At 70.9% G+C, this 23,329-nt stretch carries 19 protein-coding genes, 4 tRNA genes and 1 pseudogene; 9 read left to right on the plus strand and 15 right to left on the minus strand.

The annotated features are described in order from the left end of the window. Window positions 1-82: 82 nt before the first annotated feature. Window positions 83-2,434 carry an immune inhibitor A domain-containing protein gene (locus ACPT94_RS22195; RefSeq protein WP_425246636.1) on the minus strand — a complete coding sequence of 784 codons (2,352 nt, stop codon included), beginning with the start codon at window positions 2,432-2,434 and terminating at the stop codon, window positions 83-85. Window positions 2,435-2,786: 352 nt separating this feature from the next. Between ACPT94_RS22195 and ACPT94_RS22200 the strand changes: the two genes are divergently transcribed. Next, on the plus strand, window positions 2,787-3,059 hold the full coding sequence (locus ACPT94_RS22200; protein ID WP_425246637.1) for a hypothetical protein: 273 nt from the start codon (window positions 2,787-2,789) through the stop codon (window positions 3,057-3,059). An 86-nt stretch (window positions 3,060-3,145) separates the two neighbouring features. Here the strand turns inward: ACPT94_RS22200 and ACPT94_RS22205 are convergent, their stop codons facing one another. The 3 genes and pseudogenes from ACPT94_RS22205 to ACPT94_RS22215 form a co-directional block, all read right to left on the minus strand. Next, window positions 3,146-3,970: an RDD family protein gene (locus ACPT94_RS22205; protein ID WP_425246638.1), complete on the minus strand. Its 825-nt coding sequence runs from the start codon at window positions 3,968-3,970 to the stop codon at window positions 3,146-3,148. Window positions 3,971-4,069: 99 nt separating this feature from the next. Continuing rightward, the gene (locus ACPT94_RS22210; protein WP_425246709.1) at window positions 4,070-5,923 is read right to left on the minus strand and encodes an RDD family protein; all 1,854 of its coding nucleotides are present in this window, start codon (window positions 5,921-5,923) and stop codon (window positions 4,070-4,072) included. Window positions 5,924-5,935: 12 nt separating this feature from the next. Then, window positions 5,936-6,028 (minus strand): annotated as a pseudogene (locus ACPT94_RS22215) (DUF2510 domain-containing protein); the annotation flags it as partial. A gap of 228 nt (window positions 6,029-6,256) precedes the next feature. Here ACPT94_RS22215 and ACPT94_RS22220 point away from each other — a divergent pair. Next, on the plus strand, window positions 6,257-6,733 hold the full coding sequence (locus tag ACPT94_RS22220; RefSeq protein WP_425246639.1) for an SsgA family sporulation/cell division regulator: 477 nt from the start codon (window positions 6,257-6,259) through the stop codon (window positions 6,731-6,733). A gap of 85 nt (window positions 6,734-6,818) precedes the next feature. Here the strand turns inward: ACPT94_RS22220 and ACPT94_RS22225 are convergent, their stop codons facing one another. Then, complete coding sequence (locus ACPT94_RS22225) at window positions 6,819-8,225, minus strand: FAD-binding oxidoreductase (RefSeq protein ID WP_425246640.1); 1,407 nt, start codon at window positions 8,223-8,225, stop codon at window positions 6,819-6,821. A gap of 93 nt (window positions 8,226-8,318) precedes the next feature. Between ACPT94_RS22225 and ACPT94_RS22230 the strand changes: the two genes are divergently transcribed. Then, complete coding sequence (locus ACPT94_RS22230) at window positions 8,319-9,779, plus strand: tetratricopeptide repeat protein (protein WP_425246641.1); 1,461 nt, start codon at window positions 8,319-8,321, stop codon at window positions 9,777-9,779. 61 nt (window positions 9,780-9,840) lie between these two features. Here ACPT94_RS22230 and hppD read toward each other — a convergent pair whose 3' ends face one another. Beyond that, window positions 9,841-10,986 carry a 4-hydroxyphenylpyruvate dioxygenase gene (hppD, locus tag ACPT94_RS22235; protein WP_425246642.1) on the minus strand — a complete coding sequence of 382 codons (1,146 nt, stop codon included), beginning with the start codon at window positions 10,984-10,986 and terminating at the stop codon, window positions 9,841-9,843. A gap of 122 nt (window positions 10,987-11,108) precedes the next feature. Here hppD and ACPT94_RS22240 point away from each other — a divergent pair, with 122 nt between their 5' ends. Further along, window positions 11,109-11,591 carry an Lrp/AsnC family transcriptional regulator gene (locus ACPT94_RS22240; RefSeq protein WP_425246643.1) on the plus strand — a complete coding sequence of 161 codons (483 nt, stop codon included), beginning with the start codon at window positions 11,109-11,111 and terminating at the stop codon, window positions 11,589-11,591. 49 nt (window positions 11,592-11,640) lie between these two features. On the opposite strand, the gene ACPT94_RS22245 is transcribed toward ACPT94_RS22240, so the two are convergent. The 6 genes from ACPT94_RS22245 to ACPT94_RS22270 form a co-directional block, all read right to left on the minus strand. Then, a complete protein-coding gene (locus tag ACPT94_RS22245) occupies window positions 11,641-12,432 on the minus strand; it encodes a S16 family serine protease (RefSeq protein ID WP_425246644.1) in 792 nt (263 codons plus the stop codon). Between the two features lie 589 nt (window positions 12,433-13,021). Continuing rightward, entirely contained in the window at window positions 13,022-13,663 is a 642-nt protein-coding gene (locus ACPT94_RS22250; RefSeq protein WP_425246645.1) for an IclR family transcriptional regulator, read from the minus strand. A 370-nt stretch (window positions 13,664-14,033) separates the two neighbouring features. Further along, window positions 14,034-15,830 (minus strand): DEAD/DEAH box helicase, encoded by a 1,797-nt coding sequence (locus ACPT94_RS22255; protein ID WP_425246646.1) that lies wholly within the window; start codon window positions 15,828-15,830, stop codon window positions 14,034-14,036. 192 nt (window positions 15,831-16,022) lie between these two features. Continuing rightward, window positions 16,023-16,391 carry a type II toxin-antitoxin system death-on-curing family toxin gene (locus tag ACPT94_RS22260; RefSeq protein ID WP_425246647.1) on the minus strand — a complete coding sequence of 123 codons (369 nt, stop codon included), beginning with the start codon at window positions 16,389-16,391 and terminating at the stop codon, window positions 16,023-16,025. Then, window positions 16,391-16,588: a hypothetical protein gene (locus ACPT94_RS22265; RefSeq protein ID WP_189941552.1), complete on the minus strand. Its 198-nt coding sequence runs from the start codon at window positions 16,586-16,588 to the stop codon at window positions 16,391-16,393. Before ACPT94_RS22265 ends, ACPT94_RS22260 begins: the two co-directional genes overlap by 1 nt. A gap of 32 nt (window positions 16,589-16,620) precedes the next feature. After that, window positions 16,621-18,075 (minus strand): MFS transporter, encoded by a 1,455-nt coding sequence (locus tag ACPT94_RS22270; protein ID WP_425246648.1) that lies wholly within the window; start codon window positions 18,073-18,075, stop codon window positions 16,621-16,623. Between the two features lie 240 nt (window positions 18,076-18,315). Here ACPT94_RS22270 and ACPT94_RS22275 point away from each other — a divergent pair. From ACPT94_RS22275 to ACPT94_RS42120, 5 genes are all read left to right on the plus strand, one after another. After that, window positions 18,316-18,413, plus strand: a tRNA-OTHER gene (locus ACPT94_RS22275). Window positions 18,414-18,432: 19 nt separating this feature from the next. After that, window positions 18,433-18,530: transfer RNA gene (locus ACPT94_RS22280), tRNA-OTHER, on the plus strand. A 19-nt stretch (window positions 18,531-18,549) separates the two neighbouring features. After that, window positions 18,550-18,647 (plus strand) — tRNA-OTHER (locus ACPT94_RS22285). Window positions 18,648-18,666: 19 nt separating this feature from the next. Continuing rightward, window positions 18,667-18,738: transfer RNA gene (locus ACPT94_RS22290), tRNA-Cys, on the plus strand. Between the two features lie 386 nt (window positions 18,739-19,124). Further along, window positions 19,125-19,664 carry a DUF4062 domain-containing protein gene (locus ACPT94_RS42120; RefSeq protein WP_489686588.1) on the plus strand — a complete coding sequence of 180 codons (540 nt, stop codon included), beginning with the start codon at window positions 19,125-19,127 and terminating at the stop codon, window positions 19,662-19,664. 108 nt (window positions 19,665-19,772) lie between these two features. Here the strand turns inward: ACPT94_RS42120 and ACPT94_RS22295 are convergent, their stop codons facing one another. The 3 genes from ACPT94_RS22295 to ACPT94_RS22305 all read right to left on the minus strand — a co-directional run bounded on the left by ACPT94_RS22295 (window position 19,773) and on the right by ACPT94_RS22305 (window position 23,268). Then, on the minus strand, window positions 19,773-21,053 hold the full coding sequence (locus ACPT94_RS22295) for a tyrosine-type recombinase/integrase (protein ID WP_425246649.1): 1,281 nt from the start codon (window positions 21,051-21,053) through the stop codon (window positions 19,773-19,775). Between the two features lie 84 nt (window positions 21,054-21,137). Next, window positions 21,138-21,365 (minus strand): excisionase family DNA-binding protein, encoded by a 228-nt coding sequence (locus ACPT94_RS22300; RefSeq protein WP_425246650.1) that lies wholly within the window; start codon window positions 21,363-21,365, stop codon window positions 21,138-21,140. A gap of 340 nt (window positions 21,366-21,705) precedes the next feature. Next, window positions 21,706-23,268 carry a YfjI family protein gene (locus tag ACPT94_RS22305; RefSeq protein ID WP_425246651.1) on the minus strand — a complete coding sequence of 521 codons (1,563 nt, stop codon included), beginning with the start codon at window positions 23,266-23,268 and terminating at the stop codon, window positions 21,706-21,708. Window positions 23,269-23,329: the final 61 nt, after the last annotated feature.

Here is a 23,329-nt window from a genome sequence, read left to right on the forward strand (position 1 = left end):
GCACAGGAGGCACCTAAACACGATCGGCGGCAACCCGCCAGGGGGTCGCCGCCGAAGCATGTCTGACCTGCGGAAACGTCGGCTACTTCGCCGACGGGCCCACCTTCACGGTGATCGTCGAGCCGTTCAGCGCCTCGTTGACGATCTTGATGGAGGTGTTGGTGTCAGTGACCTTGACGCCCGCGAGCGGGGTCGACGCGTCGTAGTACGTGGACTTGCCGTCATCGAAGACCGGGACGCCCGGACGGGACTTGATCTTCACCGCGACGTCCGCCTTGTGCAGGGTGATCGCGTCCGTGCGGTAGCGGCTGAACGGCGAGTCGAAGCTCTGCAGACGGGAGTTCATCACGGTGCCGTCCGCCCACTTCAGCGGGGTGGGGTGGGCGTCGATCGGCAGGATCAGGCCCTCACCGTGGTGCTGGCTGGTGTTGTCGTCCGCCTGCGAGGTGTCCCACTTCCAGATCAGCAGGCCGTTCTGGTACGGGTAGTGCTCCACCCAGTCGGGACGGGTCGTCGAGAAGCCGAAGTTGTACGGACCGACCTTGAGGGTCCTGTCGTACGACACGTACTGGCGGTTCTCGGCGATGTAGTACTGCGCGTAGTCGTCCGTGATGGCCGCGCCGATACGGCTGAAGCCCTTCGCCGTCCAGGCGGCGTCGGCGGTCTCCGCGTTGTCGGAGAACAGGGTCGCGCCGTCCGCCGTCACGGTGATCTCGTCGGCCGTGAAGCCCTTCTGGGCCACGCCGCCGTCGGTGGCGTAGCGGAAGCGCAGGCTGACCTGCTTGCCCGCGTAGGCGTCCAGCGGGAACGTCAGCTTCTGGTAGGCGGCGGCGGTGCCGGTGAGGGCGGGCTTGCCGCTGCCGTCACGCGGGATGGCGCTGCCGTCGGCCAGGGTGCCGTCGATCGGTGTGTAGCTGGCGCCGCCGTCGGTGGAGACCTCGGTGTACAGGTAGTCGTAGCCCTGCTCGATGTCCCACCAGCCGTCGAGCGTCAGGGACGCGGACGTCTTGCCGGTCAGGTCGACCGTGCGGGTGAGCGTGTTGCGCAGGTCGTCGCCGCTGCCGCTCCACCACTGGGTCGAGCCCTGCGCCGGGGCGACCACCTCGGTGGTGACCGTCTTGTCCGGCAGCTGGACCACGAGGGCCTGCGCGTCCTTGGTGTTGTACTCCGCGACGCCCAGCTTGTGGGTGGACTTCACGCCCGCCTTGGCGACGTCGTAGTCGAGCCAGCCGAGCTGCAGCTTGTCCCAGGCGTTCATGTCGCCGGGCAGGTCGCCGATGGACTCCTTGCCGGTGCCGAGCCAGGAACCGGAGGACATCAGCGTCCAGAAGCCGGTGGAGTTCTCGCCGCCGCCGGAGGTGTCGTACTCGTCGGGCAGACCGAGGTCGTGGCCGTACTCGTGGGCGAAGACGCCGAGGCCGCCGTTCTCCGGCTGGATGGTGTAGTCGCCGACCCAGATGCCGGTGTCGCCGATCTGCGTGCCGCCGAGCTTGTTGCTGTCGGGGCCGGTGGAGCCGGCGTCGGTGCCGAAGGCGTACCAGCGGTGGGCCCAGATCGCGTCCTCGCCCTGGGCGCCGCCGCCGGCGGACTCGTCCTCACCGGCGTGCACGATCTGGAAGTGGTCGATGTAGCCGTCGGACTCGTTGAAGTCGCCGTCGCCGTCGAAGTCGTAGCGGTCCCACTGGTCGAACTCGGCGAGCTCCGCCCTGATTTCGGCGGCGGTGTCACCGGCGGCCTCGCGCTCGGCGACCCAGGCGTTGACGCCGTCCTGGACTGCGTACCAGGCGCCGGTCGTGGCGTCGTTGGAGCCGTAACGGGCCTCGTTGTAGGGGACCTTGACCCAGTCGGTCACTTCGCCCTCGACCGAGTAGCGGCCCGACGACTGCTTCTCGTAGTACTTCTTCAGCGACTCGGTGTTCTTGCCGGTGCCGAAGTACAGGTCCTGGAAGTGCTTCTGGTCGTAGTCCGCCTGCCAGGCCGTGGAGTTGTCCTTGGTGCGGTCCGGCTTGGCGATCTGGTTGTGCAGCGGGCCGACGGTGCCGCCGTAGCGGGGGTCGATCTGGTCGCCGAACTCGACGAGGATCGTGAAGATCTTGTCGGTCTTCTCGCGGCCGAGTTCGACATACTTGCTGTCGCCCTTGCGGCTGTGGAGCTGGACGACCTTGGAGCCGTCCTTCTCCTTGACCGTGGCCTCGCCGGATATGACCTGCTTGAGTGCCTCCTCGCGCTGGGCGTCCTGCGTCTTGCTGAGCGGCCCGTCGAAGTCGTGCTCATGCGCCTCGGCCGGCTGCGGGTCGTGGCGGTCCGCCGCCGGTGCCTTCACCGGCGCGGTGTCGGCGGCCTCGGCCACGGCGAACGTCGAGAACGTCGCCGACGCCGCCGCGAGGGCGACGACCGTGGCGGCCGTCCTGAACGTCCAGGATCTACTGGTCACTTGATGCCTCCCCTAACGCGCCCCTGGCCGCGCGGAAGGGGGATCCATGTCAAGGGATGTCCGCGCGCGGTTATACGCGTGTAGTCAAGTGCCGTCATTTGACTACTGGTTCAGCAGAAAAGACAGATCTTGACTTGCACAGATCAACGCATTATTGGGACCTTGCGTTCGCATTGCGGACGCGTGACCGTAACGTGGCGGGCGCGCGGGCCTGTCCACGGAGTGGACGTCATGACTCCGTGCGCCCCCTGTGCACCGGCACCGTGTGTCAGCTCACGCTTACCGCTCGTTCCACTCGGGCATGCAGGCGAATAGAGTCGAGACCGCCCCCGCTTCCGAGGACACGATTGCCATGCCTCGTCCGACTGTCGCACAGCTCACGTACGGTTCCTGCACCGTCATCTTCTCGACGCTCGCCATGCTGCTGCTGTCACAGACGAGTTCGGGCTCCCTCATCGCGGTCATCACCATCACCGCGGTCGCCCTCGGCGTACTCGTCGCCATGACGCTCCCGGCGCCCAGGCGCGCCCCCGTCGTCGTGGCCCGCTCCGCCGCGGGCGAGCAGCCCGTCCCCGCCGCGGTCGCCGCGGCGCCCGAGCCGGTCCGGGAACCGTCGGCACCCTGAACGACATGACGGAGGGCCCCGCCTGAAACGGCGTGGGCCCTCGGTCGTGCTGTCGGTGTGTCAGACGGCTCTGACCACTCGGTGCGTCAGATCGCGCTGACCACCACCGTCTTGGCGGCCTTGTCGTGCAGGCCCTGCTTGTACGGCTTGTCGAAGAAGCTCCAGCCGCCGCAGATCGCCGTCCACAGACAGGCGCAGCAGAACGCGAACGGCAGCCACAGCACCAGCGCCCGGACCAGCGAGGCCTGCCACGAGGGCGTGGAGCCGTTGTCGAGGTTGGCCACCCGCATGCCCAGCCACTTCTTGCCCAGCGTCTGCCCGGTCCGGGCGATCATCACGGTGTCGTAGGCGACGTAGAGCACGGCGGCCACCACGGACTGCGCGAGCGACTTGCCGACCTCGACCCGTTCGCCGCCCATCCCGTACTCGTTCACCCGGAAGGCCCACGTCAGCAGCCAGACGACGACGCCCACCATGACCAGGTCGATGATCCTCGCGAGCGTCCGCTTGCCGCTGTCGGCCAGCGGGGGCATCCCCGCGAGCGGATCGACCGGATAGCCGCCGAACGGCTCACCGCCGTAGGGGCCGCCTCCGTACGGCGGCGGCTGCCCGCCGGAGGGCGGCGGCTCCCAGCCCTGACCGCCCTGACCGCCGTACGGAGGCGGCTGGCCACCCTGGCCTCCCTCACCGCCCTGGCCGCCGTAGGGAGGCGGCTGGTCGCCCTGACCGCCCTGACCGCCGTACGGAGGGGGCTGGCCACCCTGGCCGCCCTGACCGCCGTACGGGCTGTCGTACGGCGAACCCTGCGGGCCCTGCCCCTGACCGGACGGGGGCTGCTGCGGGGGCTGCTTCCTGAACGGATCGTCCTCCGGCGGCTCGCCGCCGGAACCGGGGGGCGGTTCGGTCGTCATGGCCCGAGTGGACCGCGAACCGCGCGGCTCCGCATCCGGCGAGCGGCCGTCCGGGGTACGGAGCCCCGTCGGCCGCTCGCGATACGGGCCGGCGGCCGGTCAGCCCGCCACGAACGTGTGCGCCGCCTTGTCGTGCCAGCACTGGCGCCACGGCCGGTCGAACAGCCCCCACAGGACGCCCACGACACCTACGGCGAGCAGCCCGGGGACGCTGTAGACGAGCCAGCGGCGCAGGGCCGCGCCGAAGGACGGCGGCTCGTGGCCCTCGATGTCCCGCACCTCGAGCCCGAACAGCTTCTTGCCCAGCGTGCGCCCCCACTTGGCGGTCGGCAGCGCCTCGTACACGATCCCGAAGACCAGCATGACGGCGAGGACGATGCCGAGGTACGCCGACGTGGTGCCGTCCAGCAGCCAGACGGTGACGGTCTCTCCGGTGAGCTTGGCCGCGTCGATCTTGTCGTTGACGTGCTCGACGGCCTTCGTGCCCAGCGGGAAGGCGGCGGCGGCGGTGACGGCGCCGAGGACGAGGGTGTCCACGAGGCGGGCGGCCAGCCGCTTGCCGATCCCGGCGGGGCGGGCCGCCGCCTGGCGCCGGGCTGCCGCCTGGAACAGGTCCTCCACCGGCGGCTTCCAGGGCGCGACGGGCTGGTCGTCACCGTTCGCCGCCAGCTGGTGCACCTGCTGCGCCCAGGAGTGCTGGCCGCCGCCGGGACCGGTGCTCATGGGAGCGGCGGAGGCGGCCGGGGCCGCCGCGGGCTGCGCGGCGCCGGACTGCTGGGGGACGCCCTGTGCGGCCTGTTGAGGGCTGGAGAGGGCGGGTGCGGACGCCTGGGCGGCGGGCTGGGCGGCCTGGGCGGACTGCGCCGCCGCGCGCTCGGCGGCGGCCTTGCCGGCGGCGAAACCGGGCTTGGCCGCGGGCGCGGTGGCGGCGGCCGGGGCGCCGAAACCGGCCGCGGGAGCGGCGCCACCGGAGGCGGGCGCGCCGACGGGACCCTGGGCGGGGAGACCCTGCTGCCCGGAACCAGCGGCGGCACCGAAGCCGGGCTCCGCGGTCCCGGCGCCCCCACCCGGGCCGGCCGAACCGGCCGGACCCCGCGCGGGGAAACCGGGCTGCCCACCGGCTGCGGCGGCACCCGCCGGACCGGCCGACCCCTCGGCACCGAAACCGCCGCCGGCACCCTCCGAGACGAACGGCCCCTGGGCGGCGAAGCCTGCCCCGCCCGGCCCGCCGAACGCTGCCGCACCGGAGCCTGCGGCGGCCCCGGCCGGGCCCTGCGCCCCGCCGAACGCTGCCGCACCGGCGGCACCCTGTGCACCGGACCCGGGCGTCCCGGCGGTCCCGGCGGTCGCCGGGGTCCCCGGCGTTCCCTGGCCGGACGCCGAGGATGCGCCCGTGCTTCCGGGCTGCGCCCCCGGTGCCCCGCCCTGGTGGGGCGTGCGCGGGACCGGCGCACGGAAGGTCACGGTGCCGGGGTCGGGGTTGGGGCCACCGGGGCCGGAAGCGGCGGACGGGGCGGTTCCGGAGGCGGATCCGGCCGTCGGGCGGCGGAAGACGAACGTGCCCCCGGCCTCGACGTCACCGGCGCCGAAGTCCGGCTCCTGCTCCCGCTCCCGCTCCTGCTCCGCCGGAGGGGCCGTCGCCGTGCCGTCGGCCGACGGGGACTGCCCGTCGGGCGAGGCCTGCACCCGCGGGTCCTGGCCCTGCGGGTTCGGGTTTCCCCAGGACACCCTGCGGTCCTGGTCGCCGCCGAAGCCGGACTGCTGGGAGCGGTCGGCGCCCCACGCGGACGCCGGCTCGGGGCGGCTGCCGTACTGCTGCGCCGGGGCCGGGTCCTCGTCGAAGAAGTGCGGGCCGGTCTCCTCGACGGACGCCGAGCCGCCCGCCGGCCCCGCGCCGGGCGGGGGCGCGAGCGGTTCGCCGCCGGACGGCGCCGGGCGGCTGGTGCCGGGCACCCAGGCGGCACCGTTCCAGTACCGGACGTATCCAGGGATGGACGGGTCCGGGTAATACCCTTCGCGGGGCCTGTCGTCACCGGGGGCCGGGGTTGGGGCGCTCATGTCCGTCGTCCCGTATCTGCTCGGGGGTGGGATGGGGGTCTCCACATCTATCAGACGGGCGCAACCCCCACCGCCCGTCCCGCCGTACCCACCCCTTTCCGGGCAATCGCGTGCACCCCCTTCACACGTTCGGACCGCCCGGCGAAAAAAGTTCTCGGAATCGCGTAATGCTCCCGGTCGCACCCTGCTCTCCCCTCCGTACGGATCAGTCCCGAGAGGAGAACGGACATGCACCCCACCGTGGTGGAACGCGAGCTGGAACTCCGGCTCGTCCTGTCGCCGGAACGCAGCATCCCGGTCCCGGCGCGGCTCGCCTACCGCAGCGACGACCCCTTCGCCGTGCACGTCACCTTCCACATCAACTCCGAGCAGCCCGTCGAGTGGACGTTCGCCCGCGAGCTGCTGGTGGAGGGGGTGTTCCGGCCGTGCGGGCACGGGGACGTACGGGTGTGGCCGACGAAGGCGGAGGGGCGCAGCGTGGTGCTGATGGCGCTGAGTTCACCCATGGGTGACGCGCTGCTGGAGGCGCCCGCGGCCCAGGTGTCGGCCTGGCTGGAGCGGACGCTGCGGGCGGTGCCCCCGGGAACCGAGGCCGAGCGGCTCGGTCTCGACGACGCCCTGGCCGACCTGCTCGCCCCGACCCCGGCGGACGATCTGTGGCTGCGCGACCCGTGGCTGTCGGACGAGTCGACGGACGGGGAGTGAGCCACCGGAAGGGATCGGACCGTCGCGACAGGGCGGGCCGTCACGACGGGTCAGGCCACGGCGACCCGTCGGCCATGGCGAAGGATCAGAAGAGCTTGCCGGGGTTGAGGATGCCCAGCGGGTCGAAGACCTGCTTCACGGCCCGCTGCATCTCCACGCCCACCGGGCCGATCTCGCGCGCCAGCCACTCCTTCTTCAGAACGCCCACGCCGTGCTCGCCGGTGATGGTGCCGCCGAGTTCCAGGCCGAGAGCCATGATCTCGTCGAAGGACTCGCGGGCGCGGCGGCACTCGTCGGGGTCCTGGGCGTCGAAGCAGACGGTCGGATGGGTGTTGCCGTCGCCCGCGTGGGCGACGACACCGATGGTCAGCCGTTGCTTCTCGGCGATGCGCTCGACCCCTTCGAGCAGCTCGCCGAGCCGCGAGCGGGGCACGCACACGTCGTCGATCATCGTGGTGCCCCTGACGGCCTCCAGGGCGACGAGCGAGGACCGCCGCGCCTGGAGGAGCAGTTCGGACTCGGCCGCGTCCTCGGCCGGGACGACCTGGGTGGCGCCGGCCGCCTCGCACAGCGCGCCGACGGCGGCGAGGTCGGCGGCCGGGTCGGTGGTGTCGAACGCGGCGAGCAGGAGGGCCTCGGTGGTCTCGGGGAGGCCCATGTGGGTGAGGGCGTTGACGGCCTTCACCGTCGTACGGTCCATGAGTTCGAGGAGGGACGGGACGTGCCCGCCCGCCATGATCCGGCAGACGGCGTCGCAGGCGGCGGCGCCCGAGGCGAACTCGGCGGCCAGGACCAGCTGCGCGGGCGGCTGGGGCTTCAGCGCCAGGACGGCCCGGACGATGATGCCGAGCGAGCCCTCGGAGCCGACGAACAGACGGGTCAGGTCGTACCCGGCGACGCCCTTGGCGGTGCGGCGGCCGGTGGTCATCAGACGGCCGTCGGCGAGGACGACGTCGAGGCCGAGGACGTACTCGGCCGTCACCCCGTACTTCACGCAGCACAGGCCGCCCGAGGCGGTGCCGATGTTGCCGCCGATCGTGCACATCTCCCAGCTGGAGGGGTCGGGCGGGTAGTACAGGCCGTGTTCGCCGACCGCGCGGGAGAGCACCGCGTTGACGACCCCGGGCTCGACGACGGCGATGCGGTCGACCGGGTTGATCTCGAGGATCCGGTCCATCTTCGTCAGGGAGAGCACGACGCAGCCGTCGGAGGCGTTGGCGGCGCCCGAGAGGCCGGTGCGGGCGCCCTGGGGGACGACCGGGACGCGCAGCTCGGTGGCGGTGCGCATGACGTGCTGGACCTGTTCGACCGTGCGCGGCAGCACGACCACGGCCGGGGTGCCGGCCGGGCAGAAGCTCGCCATGTCGTTGGCGTACGACGCCGTGACGTCGGGGTCGGTGAGGACCGCCTCGGCGGGCAGGCCGTCGAGCAGGCGGTCCAGGAGGTTGCCGGTCTCCTCGTCGCGGGGCGCTTCGATACGGCTCATGATCACAGCGTCGCACCCGGGGGCCATCGGTGTGAACCCCGTCTGCGGCACCCGGCCGATACCGGGGTGAGGTCGTCGTACTGTCGCACAGTGAGCGCCATGGAGAGCGCTACGGAGACCACGGAGACCACGGCCGCGGACGACCGGTCGCAGACGCCCGCCCCGCGCGAGGGGGCCCGATCCCGGCTGATCCGCCGGGTGCTCGTCGGTGTGCTGGCCGGATGCCTGCTGCTGGGCGGGGTCCTGCTGCTCCTGCCCGAGGAGCGGCCGGCGAGGAAGCCGGCGCCCGGACCGGCCCCGGGGGCCCAGGCGCACGCCGCGGTCAGGACCGGGGTGGCGGCCGCGCTGCCCGACCTGGCGGCGCTGATCGACGACCGCGAGACCCATCTGCGCAAGCACCCCCGCGACGCCCAGTCCTGGGCCGTCCTCGGTGCGGCCTACGTCGAGCAGGGCCGGCGCACCTCCGACGCCGTCCTCTACCCCAGGGCCGAGCGGGCCCTGCGCACCTCGCTGAACGTGCGCCCCCGGGGCAACGCCGAGGCCCTCGACGGCCTCGCCGCCCTCGCCGCCGCGCGCCGCGACTTCCCGGCGGCCCTGGACTGGGCCGAGGCCGCGCGCAGGCTGGCGCCGAAGCGGTGGACGACGTATCCGCTGCTCATCGACGCCTACACCGGGCTCGGCGACTACAAGAAGGCCCGGGCCACGCTGGACACGCTGATGAAGCTGCACTCGGGACCGGCGGTGCTGGCGCGGGCGGCGGCCGTCTACTGGGAGCAGGGCTGGCGCGAGGACGCGGCGGCGGCGCTGTCGGACGCGGCGGCCGGGGCGTCCTCGCCCGCCGAGGAGGCGGCCTGGCGGGAGCGGGCCGGGCAGCTCGCCTGGGAACGCGGCGACCTGCAGACGGCCCTGCGCCACTTCCAGCAGGCGGTGCGCCTCGACCGCGACCAGCGGGCCGCGCAGGCCGGGCGGGGGCGGGTGCTGGCGGCCCTCGGGCGCACCTCGGAGGCGGTGAGCGCGTACCAGATCGCGCTCTCCGGCCAGCCCCTGCCGCGGTACGCGCTGGAGCTGGGCGAGCTGTACGAGTCGCTGGGCAGGACCCACGAGGCCCGCGTGCAGTACGACCTGCTGCGCCAGCGAGTGCGGCTCGACACGGCCGGCGGGGTCGACCAGGAGCTGCTCCTCGGCCAGTTCGAGGCCGACCACGGCGATCCGCAGACCGCGGTCCGGCGGCTGCGCGCCGAGTGGCGGCGGCAGCCGGGGATCGCGGTCGCGGACGCGCTGGGATGGGCGCTGCACCGGGCCGGCCAGGACAAGGAGGCGCTGAAGTTCGCCGGCATCGCCACCGACCGGGCGAACGGCGGCGCGGTGCGCAGCGCGCCGTACTCCTACCACCTGGGCATGATCGAGGTCGGGCTGAAGCGGTACGGGCCGGCCCGGCGGCACCTCCAGGAGGCGCTGCGGATCAACCCGCACTTCTCCCCGCTGCACCTGCCCCGGGCGCGGGCCGCGCTGACCCAGCTGGGCGAGCCGGCGGTCACGGACCCGCCGAACCTGCCCTAGCCGTCCGGGCCTGCCCCGACCGTCCAGTCCTGCCCTGGCCGTCCGGGCCTGCCCTGCCGGCCTAGAGGTTGCCGCGCTTGGCCTGTTCCCGCTCGATCGCCTCGAACAGGGCCTTGAAGTTGCCCTTGCCGAAGCCCATCGAGCCGTGGCGCTCGATGATCTCGAAGAAGACGGTCGGGCGGTCCTGGACCGGCTTGGTGAAGATCTGCAGCAGATAGCCGTCCTCGTCGCGGTCGGCGAGGATCTTCAGTTCCCTGAGCGTCTCCACGGGCACGCGGGTGTCGCCGACCCATTCGCCGAGGGTGTCGTAGTAGGAGTCGGGCGTGTCGAGGAACTCGACGCCCGCCGCGCGCATCGTCCGTACCGTCTGCACGATGTCGTTCGTGTTCAGCGCGATGTGCTGCACGCCCGCGCCGCCGTAGAACTCCAGGTACTCGTCGATCTGGGACTTCTTCTTGGCGATGGCGGGCTCGTTGATCGGGAACTTGACCTTGAGCGTGCCGTCCGCGACGACCTTCGACATCAGGGCGCTGTACTCGGTGGCGATGTCGTCGCCCACGAACTCCTTCATGTTCGTGAAGCCCATGACCTTGTTGTAGAAGCCGACCCACTCGTTCATCCGGCCGAGCTCGACGTTGCCGACGCAGTGGTCGATGGCCTGGAAGGTGCGCTGGGCGGGCGGCTCGACGAGGGGGCTCGCGGGCGCGAAGCCGGGCAGGTACGGGCCGTCGTAGCCGGAGCGGTCGACCAGCGTGTGACGGGTCTCGCCGTAGGTGGCGATCGCGGCCAGCACCACCGTGCCGTACTCGTCCTTCAGCTCGTACGGCTCGGCGACCGAGCGGGCGCCGTGCTCGACGGCGTAGGCGTACGCGGCGCGCGCGTCCGGGACCTCGATGGCGAGGTCGATCACGCCGTCGCCGTGCTCGGCCACATGCTCGGCGAGGAAGTGGCCCCAGGTGGTGGCGGGCTTGATGACGGAGGTGAGGACGAAGCGGGCGGAGCCGTTCTCGAGGACGTAGGCGGCGGTCTCGCGGCTGCCGGTCTCCGGTCCGGAGTAGGCGACCAGCTTCATGCCGAAGGCGGTGGAGTAGTAGTGCGCCGCCTGCTTGGCGTTGCCCACGGCGAAGACGACCGCGTCCATTCCCTTGACCGGGAAGGGGTCGGCCTGCCGGGCGGTGTCGGGAGTGTGGTGTGTGGTCTGCGTCATAGCGGAAGCCTCGCTCCGCCCGGCAAGGTGCGCAACACTTCCCCTGACCACCGGGCAATCTGTGCAGCGATACGGTGGCTTCGGCGGCCTTTCTGTACAGGGTGACCATCCGGGAGGCGGGCGTGGCGATCGATCATCTGGACGGGCGGATCATCGTGCTGCTGGCGAGGGAGCCGCGCATCGGCGTCCTGGAGATGTCCCGGCGGCTGGGGGTCGCGCGGGGGACCGTGCAGGCCCGTCTCGACCGGCTTCAGTCGAACGGGGTCATCCGCGGATTCGGGCCGGAAGTGGACCCTGCGGCCCTCGGCTACCCGGTCACCGCGTTCGCCACGCTCCAGATCCGGCAGGGGCAGGGCGCCGACGTACGCGCGCACCTGGCGACCGTGCCGGAGGTGCTGGAGCTGCACACCACCACTGGCAGCGGCGACATGCTGTGCCGGCTGGTGGCCCGCTCCAACGCCGACCTCCAGCGGGTCATCGACCGGGTCGTCGGTTTCGACGGGATCGTCCGGGCCTCGACCGCGATCGTGATGGAGAACGCCGTTCCACTGCGGATCATCCCGCTGGTGGAGCAGGCGTCGGGGGCGGCACGGGAAGGGGCGTAGCGGCGAGGTGGGTGGAGGCTCGTGCAGGGGGAGGCTCGTGCAGGGGGCTTCAGCAGGCCGGCACGGACCCCTTGCCCGTCTCCAGGGCGACCAGGGAGTCCACGGCGCCCTTGAGGGTGGTCACCGGGATCAGGCGCAGGCCCTTGGGCAGCTCGGCCTTGGCCTCGGAGCACTCGTCCTTCGGTACGAGGAAGACGGTGGCGCCGTCCCGGCGGGCGGCCTGCGTCTTCAGGGCGACACCGCCGACGGCGCCGACCGTGCCCTCAGCATCGATGGTCCCCGTCCCGGCGATGGTACGACCGCCCGTGAGGTCACCGCCGCTGCCGTCGCCGTCGAGCTTGTCGATGATCCCCAGCGAGAACAGCAGCCCGGCGCTGGGGCCGCCGACGTCGGCCAGCTTCAGCGTGACCTTGATGTTCTCGTCGCTCCGGTCGAGGTACGCCAGCGCGGCCTCGGTCGCGGCGTCCTGGGACTTCTTCATCTCTGCGGTGTTGTGCTGCTCGATCTGCCGGGTGCTCTGCCCGCTGGGGTACACCGCGTCCCGCGGCATGACCGCCTGGCCCGTGTTGAACCATCCGTCGATCACGTCCCCCAGCGAGACATGCGCGTCCGGGCCGGTCGCCACGATGGTCGTCATCCGCAGCTGCCCGGTGGTGTCCCGGCTGGGCGCGCCGGAGATCGTGATGACGGGCGTCCCCTTGTTCGCGCCCAGCACGTCCGCCGTCATCCCCGGCTGCGCCACCGAGAACGGCAACGGCGCGAACAACGCGGCCGCGACCAGCCCGACGAAGGGCGCAGCACAGACGGCGAGGGCTTGGGGACGCGTGAGACGAGAGAGCACGGGGCCAATCTAACGCGAGCACCTGCCCGGACCGACGGTGACCATCTGGCCGGCTCGACGGTGACCATCCGCCCGTGCCCGAAGGCGACCGTCCGCCCGGCGCGACCAGGAACAGGAACGGCGCCTCCGGCCACCCGTCGACCGCGCACGCGCCCCGCCCGCAGCGCCGCAGACGCAGACGCAGACGGCGTCCGGCCACCCCGTCGATCCACGCGCGCGCCCCGCCCCCAGCGCCGCAGACGCAGACGGCGATCGGCCACCCCGTCGAACCACGCGCGCGCCCCGCCCCCAGCGCCGCAGACGCAGACGGCGATCGGCCACCCCGTCGAACCACGCGCGCGCCCCGCCCCAGCGCCGCAGACGCAGACGCAGACGGCGATCGGCCACCCCGTCGAACCGCGGGCACGTGCAAGCGAAGGCACGGACGGCACCCCGCCATCCCGTCGAACCGCAGGCAGCCGTGCCGCCCGGGGCGGCGCGGGTGGGCGCGGCGGTGCCCCGTGACGCCGGGCTGCGCGGCCCACCCGCCCGCACCGACGCCGGGCGGCACCTCACGCAAGGCCCAGCTGACCCACCGCCACCGCTCACCTCACCGCAGTGCCTCCGCGACCTCCCGCGCCGCGTCCATCACCCGCTGCCCCACCCTCTCCGGGACGGCATCCGCCAGCATCACGACACCCACGCTGCCCTCGACCCCCGTCACCCCCAGCAACGGAGCCGCGGCCCCGCTCGCCCCTGCCTCCAACTCCCCGTGCGTCAGCGTGTAGCCGGGGTCGTCCAACGACCGCTGCCGCGCGGCGAGAATCGCCTTGCCCGCGGCCCCCCGGTCCAGCGGATGCCGGAACCCGGCCCGGTACGCCACGTGGTAGTCCGTCCACGTCGGCTCGACCACGGCGACGGCCAACGCCTCCGACCCGTCGACGAGCGTCAGATGCGCGGTCGCCCCTATGTCCTCCGCCAGCGACCGCAGCGCTGGCAACGCCGCCTCCCGCACCAGCGGGTGCACTTGGCGGCCCAGCCTCAGCACCCCCAGCCCGACCCGGGCTCGCCCACCCAGATCACGCCGTACCAGTGCGTGCTGCTCCAGCGTGGCGAGCAACCGGTACACGACGGTCCGGTTCACGCCCAGTTTGTTGGAAAGCTCGGTGACGGTCAGCCCGTGGTCCGTATCGGCCAGCAGCTTGAGGACTCTCAGTCCCCGATCGAGCGTCTGGGAGGTCTCCGCGGTCACGACGCCCACTCCTTAAGTGGTGAGGTCGGCGGCCCCCTCGCGGCGGGTGCGTCACCGAGTCCCGTCAGTGACGCGCTTCAGAGGCCGCCGATCGGCAGATGGGCCTGGCGTGTCCGGACCCAGTCGCTTCACGGCTGCGCTCCGCGGCGGCGCTGCCACGGGGCGTGTGCGTAGCGGGACAGTAGCGAAGCAGGTTCGCTGAGCGGAAGGCTCCGTCCAGAATCCGGTCACTGGCCGGCATGGACTACCTGTGCTTTGTCCCGATACGTACGGCGCGAACAAGCCGGACCGCAAAGAGACGCGCCCCCGCGGAGAAGACGCGCCCCGGAAGGGGAGACCGGAGCCGACGAACGCCCGGCGCGGACCCCGTTCACTTCATCCGGGTCGCCCACTCCTGCACCTTGGCGATCCGCTGCCGCAGCTGCCCCGCCGTCGCCTCCGCGCTGGGCGGCCCGCCGCACACCCGCCGCAGCTCGGTGTGGATGACCCCGTGCGGCTTGCCGCTCTGATGGACGTACGCGCCGACCATCGTGTTGAGCTGCCGGCGCAGCTCCATCAGCTCCTTGTGCGAGACCACCGGCCGCCGTTCGGCGGGCAGTTCCAGCAGGTCGGCCTCGGTGTCCGGCTTCTTCTTGCTGTGCGCGATCTGCTTGGCCTGCCGCTTCTGCAGCAGCAGCTGGACCTGCTCGGGCTCCAGCAGACCGGGGATGCCGAGGTAGTCCTGCTCTTCCTCGCTCCCGGGGTGGGCCTGCATGCCGAACTCGGCCCCGTTGTACATGACCCGGTCGAAGACGGCGTCGGACTCCAGCGCCTCGAAGGGCAGCATGTCCTGCTCGCCGGTGTCCTCGTCCTGCTCCCGGTTCGCCTCCTCCATCTCCTTCTCGGACTCGGCGTACGGGTCCTCCTCGTCCCCGCCCTTCTTCGGCTTGTCAAGGACGTGGTCCCGCTCGCGCTCCATCTCGTTGGCGAAGCCGAGCAGGTCGGGCACGGTGGGGAGGAACACGGACGCGGTCTCGCCGCGCCGCCGGGACCGTACGAAACGCCCGACGGCCTGCGCGAAGAACAACGGCGTCGAGATCGTCGTCGCGTACACCCCCACCGCGAGCCGCGGCACGTCGACGCCCTCCGACACCATCCGCACCGCGACCATCCACCGATCGGTGTTGCCGCTGAACTCGTCGATCCGGCTGGACGCGCCCGCGTCGTCGGAGAGGACGAGGGTCGCCTTGGTGCCGGTGATCTCACGGATCAGCTTGGCGTACGCGCGCGCCGAGTCCTGGTCGGAGGCGATGACCAGCGCCCCCGCGTCCGGGATCGACTTCCTGACCTCCGTCAGCCGCTGATCGGCGGCGCGCAGCACGCTCGGCATCCATTCGCCGCGCGGATCCAGGGCCGTACGCCACGCCTGGCTGATCGCGTCCTTCGTCATCGGCTCGCCGAGCCGCGCGGCGATCTCGTCGCCGGCCTTGGTGCGCCAGCGCATGTTGCCGCTGTAGGAGAGGAAGATGACGGGCCGGACGACGTGGTCGGCCAGCGCGTTGCCGTACCCGTACGTGTAGTCGGCGGCGGACCGCCGGATCCCGTCGTTCCCCTCCTCGTACGTCACGAAGGGGATGGGATTGGTGTCGGACCGGAAGGGCGTACCGGTGAGCGCCAGCCGCCGCGTGGCCGGCTCGAACGCCTCCAGGCAGGCCTCACCCCACGACTTGGAGTCACCGGCGTGGTGGATCTCGTCGAGGATGACGAGGGTCTTGCGCTGCTCGCTGCGGTTCCGGTGCAGCATCGGCCGCACGCCGACACCCGCGTACGTCACCGCGACACCGTGGTAGTCCCGGCTGAGCGGGCCCGCGCTGTACTCGGGGTCCAGCCGGATCCCTATGCGCGCGGCCGCCTCCGCCCACTGCTTCTTCAGGTGCTCGGTGGGCGCGACCACGGTCACCTGCTGCACGACGTGGTGGTGCAGCAGCCAGGAGGCGAGGGTCAGCGCGAAGGTCGTCTTGCCGGCACCGGGGGTGGCGACGGCGAGGAAGTCGCGCGGCTGCTCCTGGATGTACTTCTCCATCGCCCCCTGCTGCCAGGCACGCAGCTTGCTGGCGGTGCCCCAGGGCGCGCGGCCGGGGAAGGCGGGAGAGAGGTGGTGTGAGGACGAGGCGGCGGTGGTAGTCACGGTCTCCGTACGGGGGTCGAATCAGAGGTGCCGCGCCTGGCGCGTCGGACGGGGTGGTGGGTGACGGGTGGGCGGCTCGGCTACGTAGGACAACCGGGCCACCCTACCGGCGGCCCGGACCCGTCAACGCGCGAACGGGGCCGGGTCACGACCGGGTGGGATCCACGTCACAGAGGAGACGCGGACACCGGCTCAGCGTGCGAAGCGCGGCAGTTGCGACGCGATCTTGGGGACGTCCAAGGCACCCTGGCAGACGTCCAGCACGAACCTCTCGGCCTCGTCCACATCGAACTCGGGATCCAGCGGGTGCCCGCTCAGGTGCAGGAAGACCCAGGTCGCATACCAGGCGATGCGCTTGTTGCCGTCGACGAGCGCGTGATTGCGCGCCAGCGACTCCATCAGCGCCGCGGCCTTCTGCCATACGTCCGGATAGGCGTCCTGGCCGAACACGCTCGACCGGGGGCGCGCGAGCGCCGAGTCCAGCAGCCCGTAGTCACGCACCTCGTCCACCCCGAGTCGCTGCGCGAGGTTCAGCAGCTCGGGGAGCGTGAGGTAGTGCATCAGGCGAGTCTCCGGTTCAGCTCGGCGCTGGCCTTCAGTACGTGTTCTGCGGCCTCGTTGAACAACCGCGAGTGCTCGTTTATGGCCCCCATCACGGCATCGTGCGCGAATGCCTGCATGCTGCGCCCCTCAGCCGCCGCACGCTCACGCAGGGCGTCGAGTTCCTCGTCCGTGAAACGCAGGTTCAGTCCGGCCATACTTCGACGGTACTACGTGGTACCACTTGGTGTCACCCGGAGGTGGATCGCAGCCGAGTCGTCACCCACGCCCCCACCAGCGCCACCCCGGCCATCGGCAGGAAGACGGCGGCGAAGGCGGCCGGGTGCGAGCCGGAGGCCTCCGTGGCCGCGTGGGTCACGTTGCCTCCGCCCAGAGCGGCGAAGGCTGCGCCGCCCGCGGACAGCAGCAGGACGTTGGACAGCGCGTCCGAGATCTGCAGGGCCGCGGAGTTGGTACCGGCCTCCTCCGGGGCGGACAACTGCAGCAGGAGCACGCTGCTGGAGGAGATCACCAGGCCCATCCCGAAGCAGCCGAAGCCCCAGGCGACGGCCACCGTCCAGGCCGGCACGGAGTCGATCAGCACGCTCGGCGCGGCGGCGACGGCGGCCGCCACGAGCACCATCCCGACGGTCATCAGCCGCTCCCGGTACGGCTCCACCCGTGGCCGGGACTGCACCCACGAACCCACCGCCCAGGTCACCCCGCCGGCCGCGAGCGAGAACCCTGCGAGGGTCGGGCTGAGCCCGCGCTGGGTGACCAGCATCAGCGGCACGAAGGACTCGGCGGCGATGAAGGAACCGGCGGCGACACCGCGCAACAGCACCACCGACGGCAGCCCGCGGGCCGCCCGGTAGGTGCCGCGGGGCAGGAGCCCGAGGACGGCCGGCACGAGCAGCGCGACGCCCGCGGCGGCGGGCAGGAGGGAGAGCGGCCGCAGATCCTGGGCGGCGTACTGAAGGAGCCCCGCGCCCAGGGAGATCCCGAGGGCGAGGCGGATGCGGCGCCGGTCGAAGGAGGCGCCCGCGGCACCTTCGTCGACCGGTCCCCCGGCCCGCCGCCGTATCTGCGGCAGCGCGAGCGCCAGCGGGAACACGACGAGGGCGGGGATCCCGACGAACACCCACCGCCACCCCAGATGCTCGGTCACCGCCCCGGAGGCCAGCGGCCCCACGATGGACGGCACGACCCAGCTCGCCGCGAAGGCCGCCATGATCGCCGGCCGCAACCGCTCCGGATACGCCCGACCGACCACGACATACAGCGCGACGATCACCAGCCCGCCCCCGAGCCCCTGCACGGCCCGTCCGAGGATGAACAGCCACATGTCCCCGGCGGTCCCGGAGAGCAGCAACCCTGCGACGAAGGCGGCGATGCCGCTGGTCAACGCCCCGAGCGGCCCCCGCCGATCCGACCACTGCCCCGCCAGCACCATCCCGAACAGACTGGTCGTGAAGTACCCCGAGAACGCGAAGGCGTACAACGACACCCCGTCCAGCTCCCGCGCCGCCACCGGCATCGCCGTCCCCACCGCGGTCGCCTCGAAGGCGATCAGCAACACGACGGAGACGATCCCGACGCTCAGAGCCCGGTACGACCGCCCGAGCACGCTCTCGTCGGGGGACGGCGGACGGGTTTTCCCGGTTGCGTCGGCGACACCGGTGTCGCGAGGTTCGAGGACGGTCATGCCCGCCAGGGTAAGGCGCACAACTGACATTGACCCCTGTCCGGAGACGGGCCCACCCCTGGTCCGTTGGTCGTAGGCCCACCGCCCGCCTCACCGCTGTCCACCGCTGTTCACCGCTTTCATGAACGGCGTATGGCAGTCCCATTGCAGGCCCCCGGCTTCCCTTGAGCGCTCGTCCCCCGCCGCCATACGGTCGTTCCACGCAGTCCGGAGGGCCGGATCCCGACGGGACTGATGAACGGCCGTGTGCCCGAGTGGTTCAGGGGCTCGCCTGCGCTGCATCCATCAGCGAGCTCCGCTCGCGGGGAGTCACGTGGGTCCGATTCCCGCCACGGCCTGGTGAACGAAGTACCGAATGGCCGTGTGCCCGAGTGGTTGAGGGGCTCGCCTGCGCTGCATCCATCAGCGAGCTCCGCTCGCGGGGAGTCACGTGGGTCCGATTCCCGCCACGGCCTGGTGAACGAAGTACCGAATGGCCGTGTGCCCGAGTGGTTGAGGGGCTCGCCTGCGCTGCATCCATCAGCGAGCTCCGCTCGCGGGGAGTCACGTGGGTCCGATTCCCGCCACGGCCTGGTGAACGAAGTACCGAATGGCCGTGTGCCCGAGTGGTTGAGGGGCTCGCCTGCAAAGCGAGTTACGCGGGTTCGATTCCCGCCACGGCCTCTAGTGCCTGGACCAGGCAAAACAGGAGGGCGGCACCCCTGCCGGGGTGCCGCCCTTTGACCGTCCGTCTCAGTTTCCGTCTCAGTTGGTACGTGAGCACATCTACCAGAGGCCGTCGCTTCCCTGGGCGCCAACGACTCGACCAACCTGGCCGCAAGGTCATCCGCGCAGTGAGGTGCCCCCTCGACGGCCTTCGGTGCAGTCTCTCGGCCGTGGGGGCTAGCCCGGTTGCACAGGGTGGGCGTGGTTTCTAGCCTGGAACTAGTGGCTTATCCCAGCCGAGCGCTCCGTGCGGAGCGTGACGAGCTGAAGAAGCGAACGCTGCCGTTCCACGGCGGTTTGTAGGTCCTTTCCGAGATCGGAGAGGATTCGCTCCCGCTTTACTAATGGAGGTGAGCGGGTTGCCTTCCACGCCACTAACACTTAATGTCCTCATCGCATCACCGAGTGACACAATAAGTGAGCGACGCGACATAAAGAAGATCATAAAAGAGTGGAACGACCTTCACTCAAGTTTCAGAAACGTCAACCTACGGCCGCTGACGTGGGAGTCTGACTCTGTCCCGTTGCTCACCAACGAAGAGGGGCAGAAAATTCTGAATGGCCAAATAGTTGAGCCCGCCGACATTTTGATCGCGGTCTTCGCTAGTCGACTTGGCCAGCCGACTTCGACCCATGTATCTGGGTCTGCAGAAGAGATTGACCTATGTGTTCAACGCGGGATCCCAGTCCATGTGTATACCTCGCGCATGCCCCATGCCAACGACGTGGACACTAGGCAACTCGACGCGCTTCGAGGTTACGTCGATACATTGCACCCTAATGGTCTTCTAGGCAGCTACAGATCATTCAGGGATCTCCGAAAGAAGGTACAGCGGGCCCTGGAGAGAGACATCTACGAAGCCCTCAGGACCCACGGGCGCTGACAGTCATCGGGGATCGAGTGGAAAGGCGATCCTCGGGCAGCCGGATCCTTTTCGTGCTCACACCAGGGCGGCACACCAGAACGTGTGCCGCCCTGCTGCTCGTCTTTGTCAGTTGATTGGTACAAGCGCGCCAGCCGAACCGTCGTCATTATCCGGCCGGTCCGTCTCGGTCTTCCAGATCAGACCGTCCACCTGCTTCGCGATGTCGGAGCGCACTGCGTCCACCATGTGCTGATAGCGAGCGGCCATGGCTGTGGTCGACCACCCCATGAGGCCCATGACGGCGCGCTCGGGGACACCGAGGATGAGCAGAACCGTCGCTGCGGTGTGGCGTGCGTCGTGCAGGCGCCCGTCCCGTACCTTCGCCTCTGCCAAAAGAGCCTTCCACTCAGACCAGTCGCGCCGGTGGGACGGGCTGCAACCGTGCTCGTCCGGAAACACCATCCCGTTCTCAACCCACCGCTTCCCTGCCAACTGCCGCTCCGCGTCCTGCGCCTTGAGGTGGGCACGGAGTAGGTCGACGAGCTGTTCGGGGAGGCCGACCGCGCGGCGGCCGGCGCGCGACTTGGTGGTGGACAGCTCCGGGTTGGTGCGCCGCTTCTGCGGGCAGTACCCGGCGGCCTTGCGTCCGCAAGGTTCCACGCACCCGTGGGCGTACTGCGGCCGGTGGCGGCTACGCCGGACCACAAGGAATCCCCTGTCAAGGTCCACGTCCTCCCACACCAGGCCGAGCACTTCCCCTTGGCGGAGTCCGAGGGCGAGGGCGACGGCCCAGCGTGCGGAGTTCCGGTGCCGGTCAGCGGCCTTGAGCAACCGCTGTACCTCTTGGACGCTGTAGGGCTCCACCTCGTACTCCCCCGTCTTTGGCGCCTTGGCCAACTGAACGGGGTTCTTGCCGAGATGACCGCGCCGTACCGCCTCATTGAGTGCGGTGCGCAGGGTGCGGTGCGCCTGGTGCGCGGTTGCGGGCTTGCTGCCGTTGGCCTGCATCTTCGCGTAGAACGCCTCGATGTGTTCGGGCTTCAGCCTGTCGAGACGGTGAGCCCCCAAGCCGGGGATGAGGTGCTTCCTGACGGCCACGCCGTACCCGACCATCGTGTTGTCGTTCACCGCGAGGGGCGCGACGTTCTCAATCCAGTGAGTAAGCCACGCCTTGACCGTCCACGCCTTGCCGGGCTTCCGCACGGTCTTGGCGTCACGCTCCTTTTCCAACTCGCGTACGGCGAGCGTTACTTCGGCGCGGGTCTTCCGCTCGACGTGGCGGCGGTCCGGGGTGCCGTCGTCGCGGATGCCGACGGTGACGCGGCCATGCCACTTGCCGTCTTTGCCGAAGTAGATCGAGCTTCGGCCGTTCGGCTGTCGGGTTCGCTTCTTCTTGTCCTCTGCCACAGGCAGGCTCCTGTTTCATGCGTGTCGGGATGGAATTGGGGCGGCGGGCTGTCCTGTCCGGGAATGCCGCCGCCCCGGGCGTCATCAAGCGGCGCGTTGGGCGGTGCGAAGACGGGTCGCGTACGCAGCCGGCGCGTCGACCGGGACCCGGCGAAGTCCGCCGACCATGACCGACTCCAGTTCGCCGGTGCGGATGAGCGCGAAGCAGGTGGTTCGGCCGATGCGGAGTCGGCGGGCGGCCTCTTCGACCTTGAGGAAAACGAGGGTCGTGTCGTCGTCGGCGGGGGTGGCGGGGGTGTCGTGGTCGTCCACGGCTCGCTCCTGTGGGGCTGAGTTCATGGGCAGGTGCCGCCGCACAAACCGCAATATCCACAGAAACCCGGGGGAGGGTCGTTGACCTGCGGTGTTGTGGTGTGCGGGTGGTGGTGGGCGGTGCTCCGCAGAAACCCGCGATATTCCGCGAAAATCAGGGGCGGCCGTCGGCCGGCCGCCGGGTGCGGGGGTGGTGCTCGGTTTTTTGCGGAATATCGCGGGATTGTGCGACGGGACCCCGTCCGGGGTCGGCGTGGGGTCCGTCGCAGGTCAGCGGGGGTGTCCGGGGTTTTCTGCGATTTCGCGGTTTGTGCGAGGGGGGTTGTGTGCGCGGGCGGGGTCACCGGCCGCCGTGGCGCAGGGACGGGTGGGCCTGTAGACGGGGCGCCGGGGGGCGTCCGCGCTTGCCCGTGCGCTCGGGTTGGTAGGACCGCAGGTATCCGTGGTCTTCCAGCAACGCAAGGGCCGGTTCGAGGTCGGCAACGGTCGGCACCTCGCTGCGGGACAGGACGCTGAAGACGTCCCGTCGGCTGACGTCCTCCCACCCGTTGTCCCTCAGCGCTTCCAGCACGCTGCGGGCGCGGGACAGGACCGGATCGGCGCCCATGACGTCGAACACGGCGAGGGCATGGGCGGTGTAGTACTCCCCCAGCTCGATCGCCGCTCGCATAGTGTCTTCGGTGACGGGGTGGGCGTAGCCGTTGCCGCCGTGTTCGGCGAGGTGCAGCAACGCGGCCATGCGGGCGGTCGCCCCGGCCAGCTTTCCGGCCCAATTTGAGATGTGGCCCAGCTTGCCGCCGCGCGCCTTGAGCTGCGGTTCGATGCGCTTCTGATAGGCGATCAAGGCCGCGTCCGCGTCCGGGGTGAGCTGGATGACGGCCGGGTCCGTCCACTCCGCCAGGGACAGGGCGAGGTCGATGACGCGGGCGGTGTAGGCGGCGGCCGTCTCTTCCGGCACCGGGTCGGTGATGATCTCGCGGTCACCGACCGTGGACACCGGCAGGGAGTACAGGAAGCGGGCCAACAGTCCGCGTCCATCGAACCCCTTCACCTTCCCGATGTCCCGCAACACATCCGGCTGCACGGCGAGGCCGATGGTCAGCGCGGGGGCGTCGATGTACTCGCGGCGGGTCTGCCGGTTCACCCGCAGCCGGTCCCCGGCATGCCCCTTGAGGAACACCTCCATATTGGGGGCGCCTGAGTAGCGGCCGGCGATGATGTCGAAGATGCCGCCCTCAGCGCTCATCACCGACAGTCGGCCGCCCTGTTCGGCCATGAGCGAGGTGACCGTCTCGGGTGTCGAGTCGTCCGCCAACAGGACCGGTTCGGCGGGGACGGTGAGCGTGTCGGCGGTCTGCGCGAGGCCCACGGCGGTGGCCACCATGTCATCGCGCTTGTCGCCGTCGGCGGACGCGGCCTTGGCGGCGGCTTTGTCGGCCGCTTCCTTGGCCAACCGCGCCGTGAGTTCCGCTTCCACGATCACGGGCTTCATGGCCGTCTTGAGCTGCTTTTCCGCCTCGTAGAGGGGGTTGGTCAGCAGGGCGAAGACGGCGGACTTGCGGTTGGCGGGCGGGAGGGCCACCACGGTGTAGAGGTTGGTGGGCTCGCGCCAGTTACCGCGTACGTGGACCACCGACCGGCCGCCGGCCGCCGTGGCGAGCACGGCGAGGGCGATCGATCCGGCGAGGTCCACGGGGGTCTGCGTCTCTTCCGCGACGGCCGTCACAAACTCTCCCAGCCAGGCAGGGAGGACGTGGGCGGGGAACGGGGGACGCTCGCGGCGTCCGGTGAGGGGCATGGGGTTCTCCCACACGTCCGGTGCCGCGTCGTCCTCGCCGTGCGGGTCTTCCAGGGTGGGCAGTCCGGCCCACAGGTCGGGGCTGTCCACAGGCTGTGGAGTCATGAGGCGGCCCTCCCTTCGGCGGTGGTGGTGTGGGGGCAGACGTCGATGCGGACGCGGGCGG

It is taken from the genome of Streptomyces aurantiaciflavus (assembly GCF_049808595.1).
GTDB lineage: Bacteria > Actinomycetota > Actinomycetes > Streptomycetales > Streptomycetaceae > Streptomyces.

What these genes read in the sequence shown, in the direction of transcription:
- ACPT94_RS22200 (WP_425246637.1), top strand. Translation starts at nt 2,787, where the DNA reads ATGCCTCGTCCGACTGTCGCACAGCTCACGTACGGTTCCTGCACCGTC.
- ACPT94_RS22205 (WP_425246638.1), bottom strand. Translation starts at nt 3,970, where the DNA reads ATGACGACCGAACCGCCCCCCGGTTCCGGCGGCGAGCCGCCGGAGGAC.
- ACPT94_RS22220 (WP_425246639.1), top strand. Translation starts at nt 6,257, where the DNA reads ATGCACCCCACCGTGGTGGAACGCGAGCTGGAACTCCGGCTCGTCCTG.
- ACPT94_RS22230 (WP_425246641.1), top strand. Translation starts at nt 8,319, where the DNA reads ATGGAGAGCGCTACGGAGACCACGGAGACCACGGCCGCGGACGACCGG.
- hppD (WP_425246642.1), bottom strand. Translation starts at nt 10,986, where the DNA reads ATGACGCAGACCACACACCACACTCCCGACACCGCCCGGCAGGCCGAC.
- ACPT94_RS22260 (WP_425246647.1), bottom strand. Translation starts at nt 16,391, where the DNA reads ATGCACTACCTCACGCTCCCCGAGCTGCTGAACCTCGCGCAGCGACTC.
- ACPT94_RS22265 (WP_189941552.1), bottom strand. Translation starts at nt 16,588, where the DNA reads ATGGCCGGACTGAACCTGCGTTTCACGGACGAGGAACTCGACGCCCTG.
- ACPT94_RS22270 (WP_425246648.1), bottom strand. Translation starts at nt 18,075, where the DNA reads ATGACCGTCCTCGAACCTCGCGACACCGGTGTCGCCGACGCAACCGGG.
- ACPT94_RS42120 (WP_489686588.1), top strand. Translation starts at nt 19,125, where the DNA reads ATGGAGGTGAGCGGGTTGCCTTCCACGCCACTAACACTTAATGTCCTC.
- ACPT94_RS22305 (WP_425246651.1), bottom strand. Translation starts at nt 23,268, where the DNA reads ATGACTCCACAGCCTGTGGACAGCCCCGACCTGTGGGCCGGACTGCCC.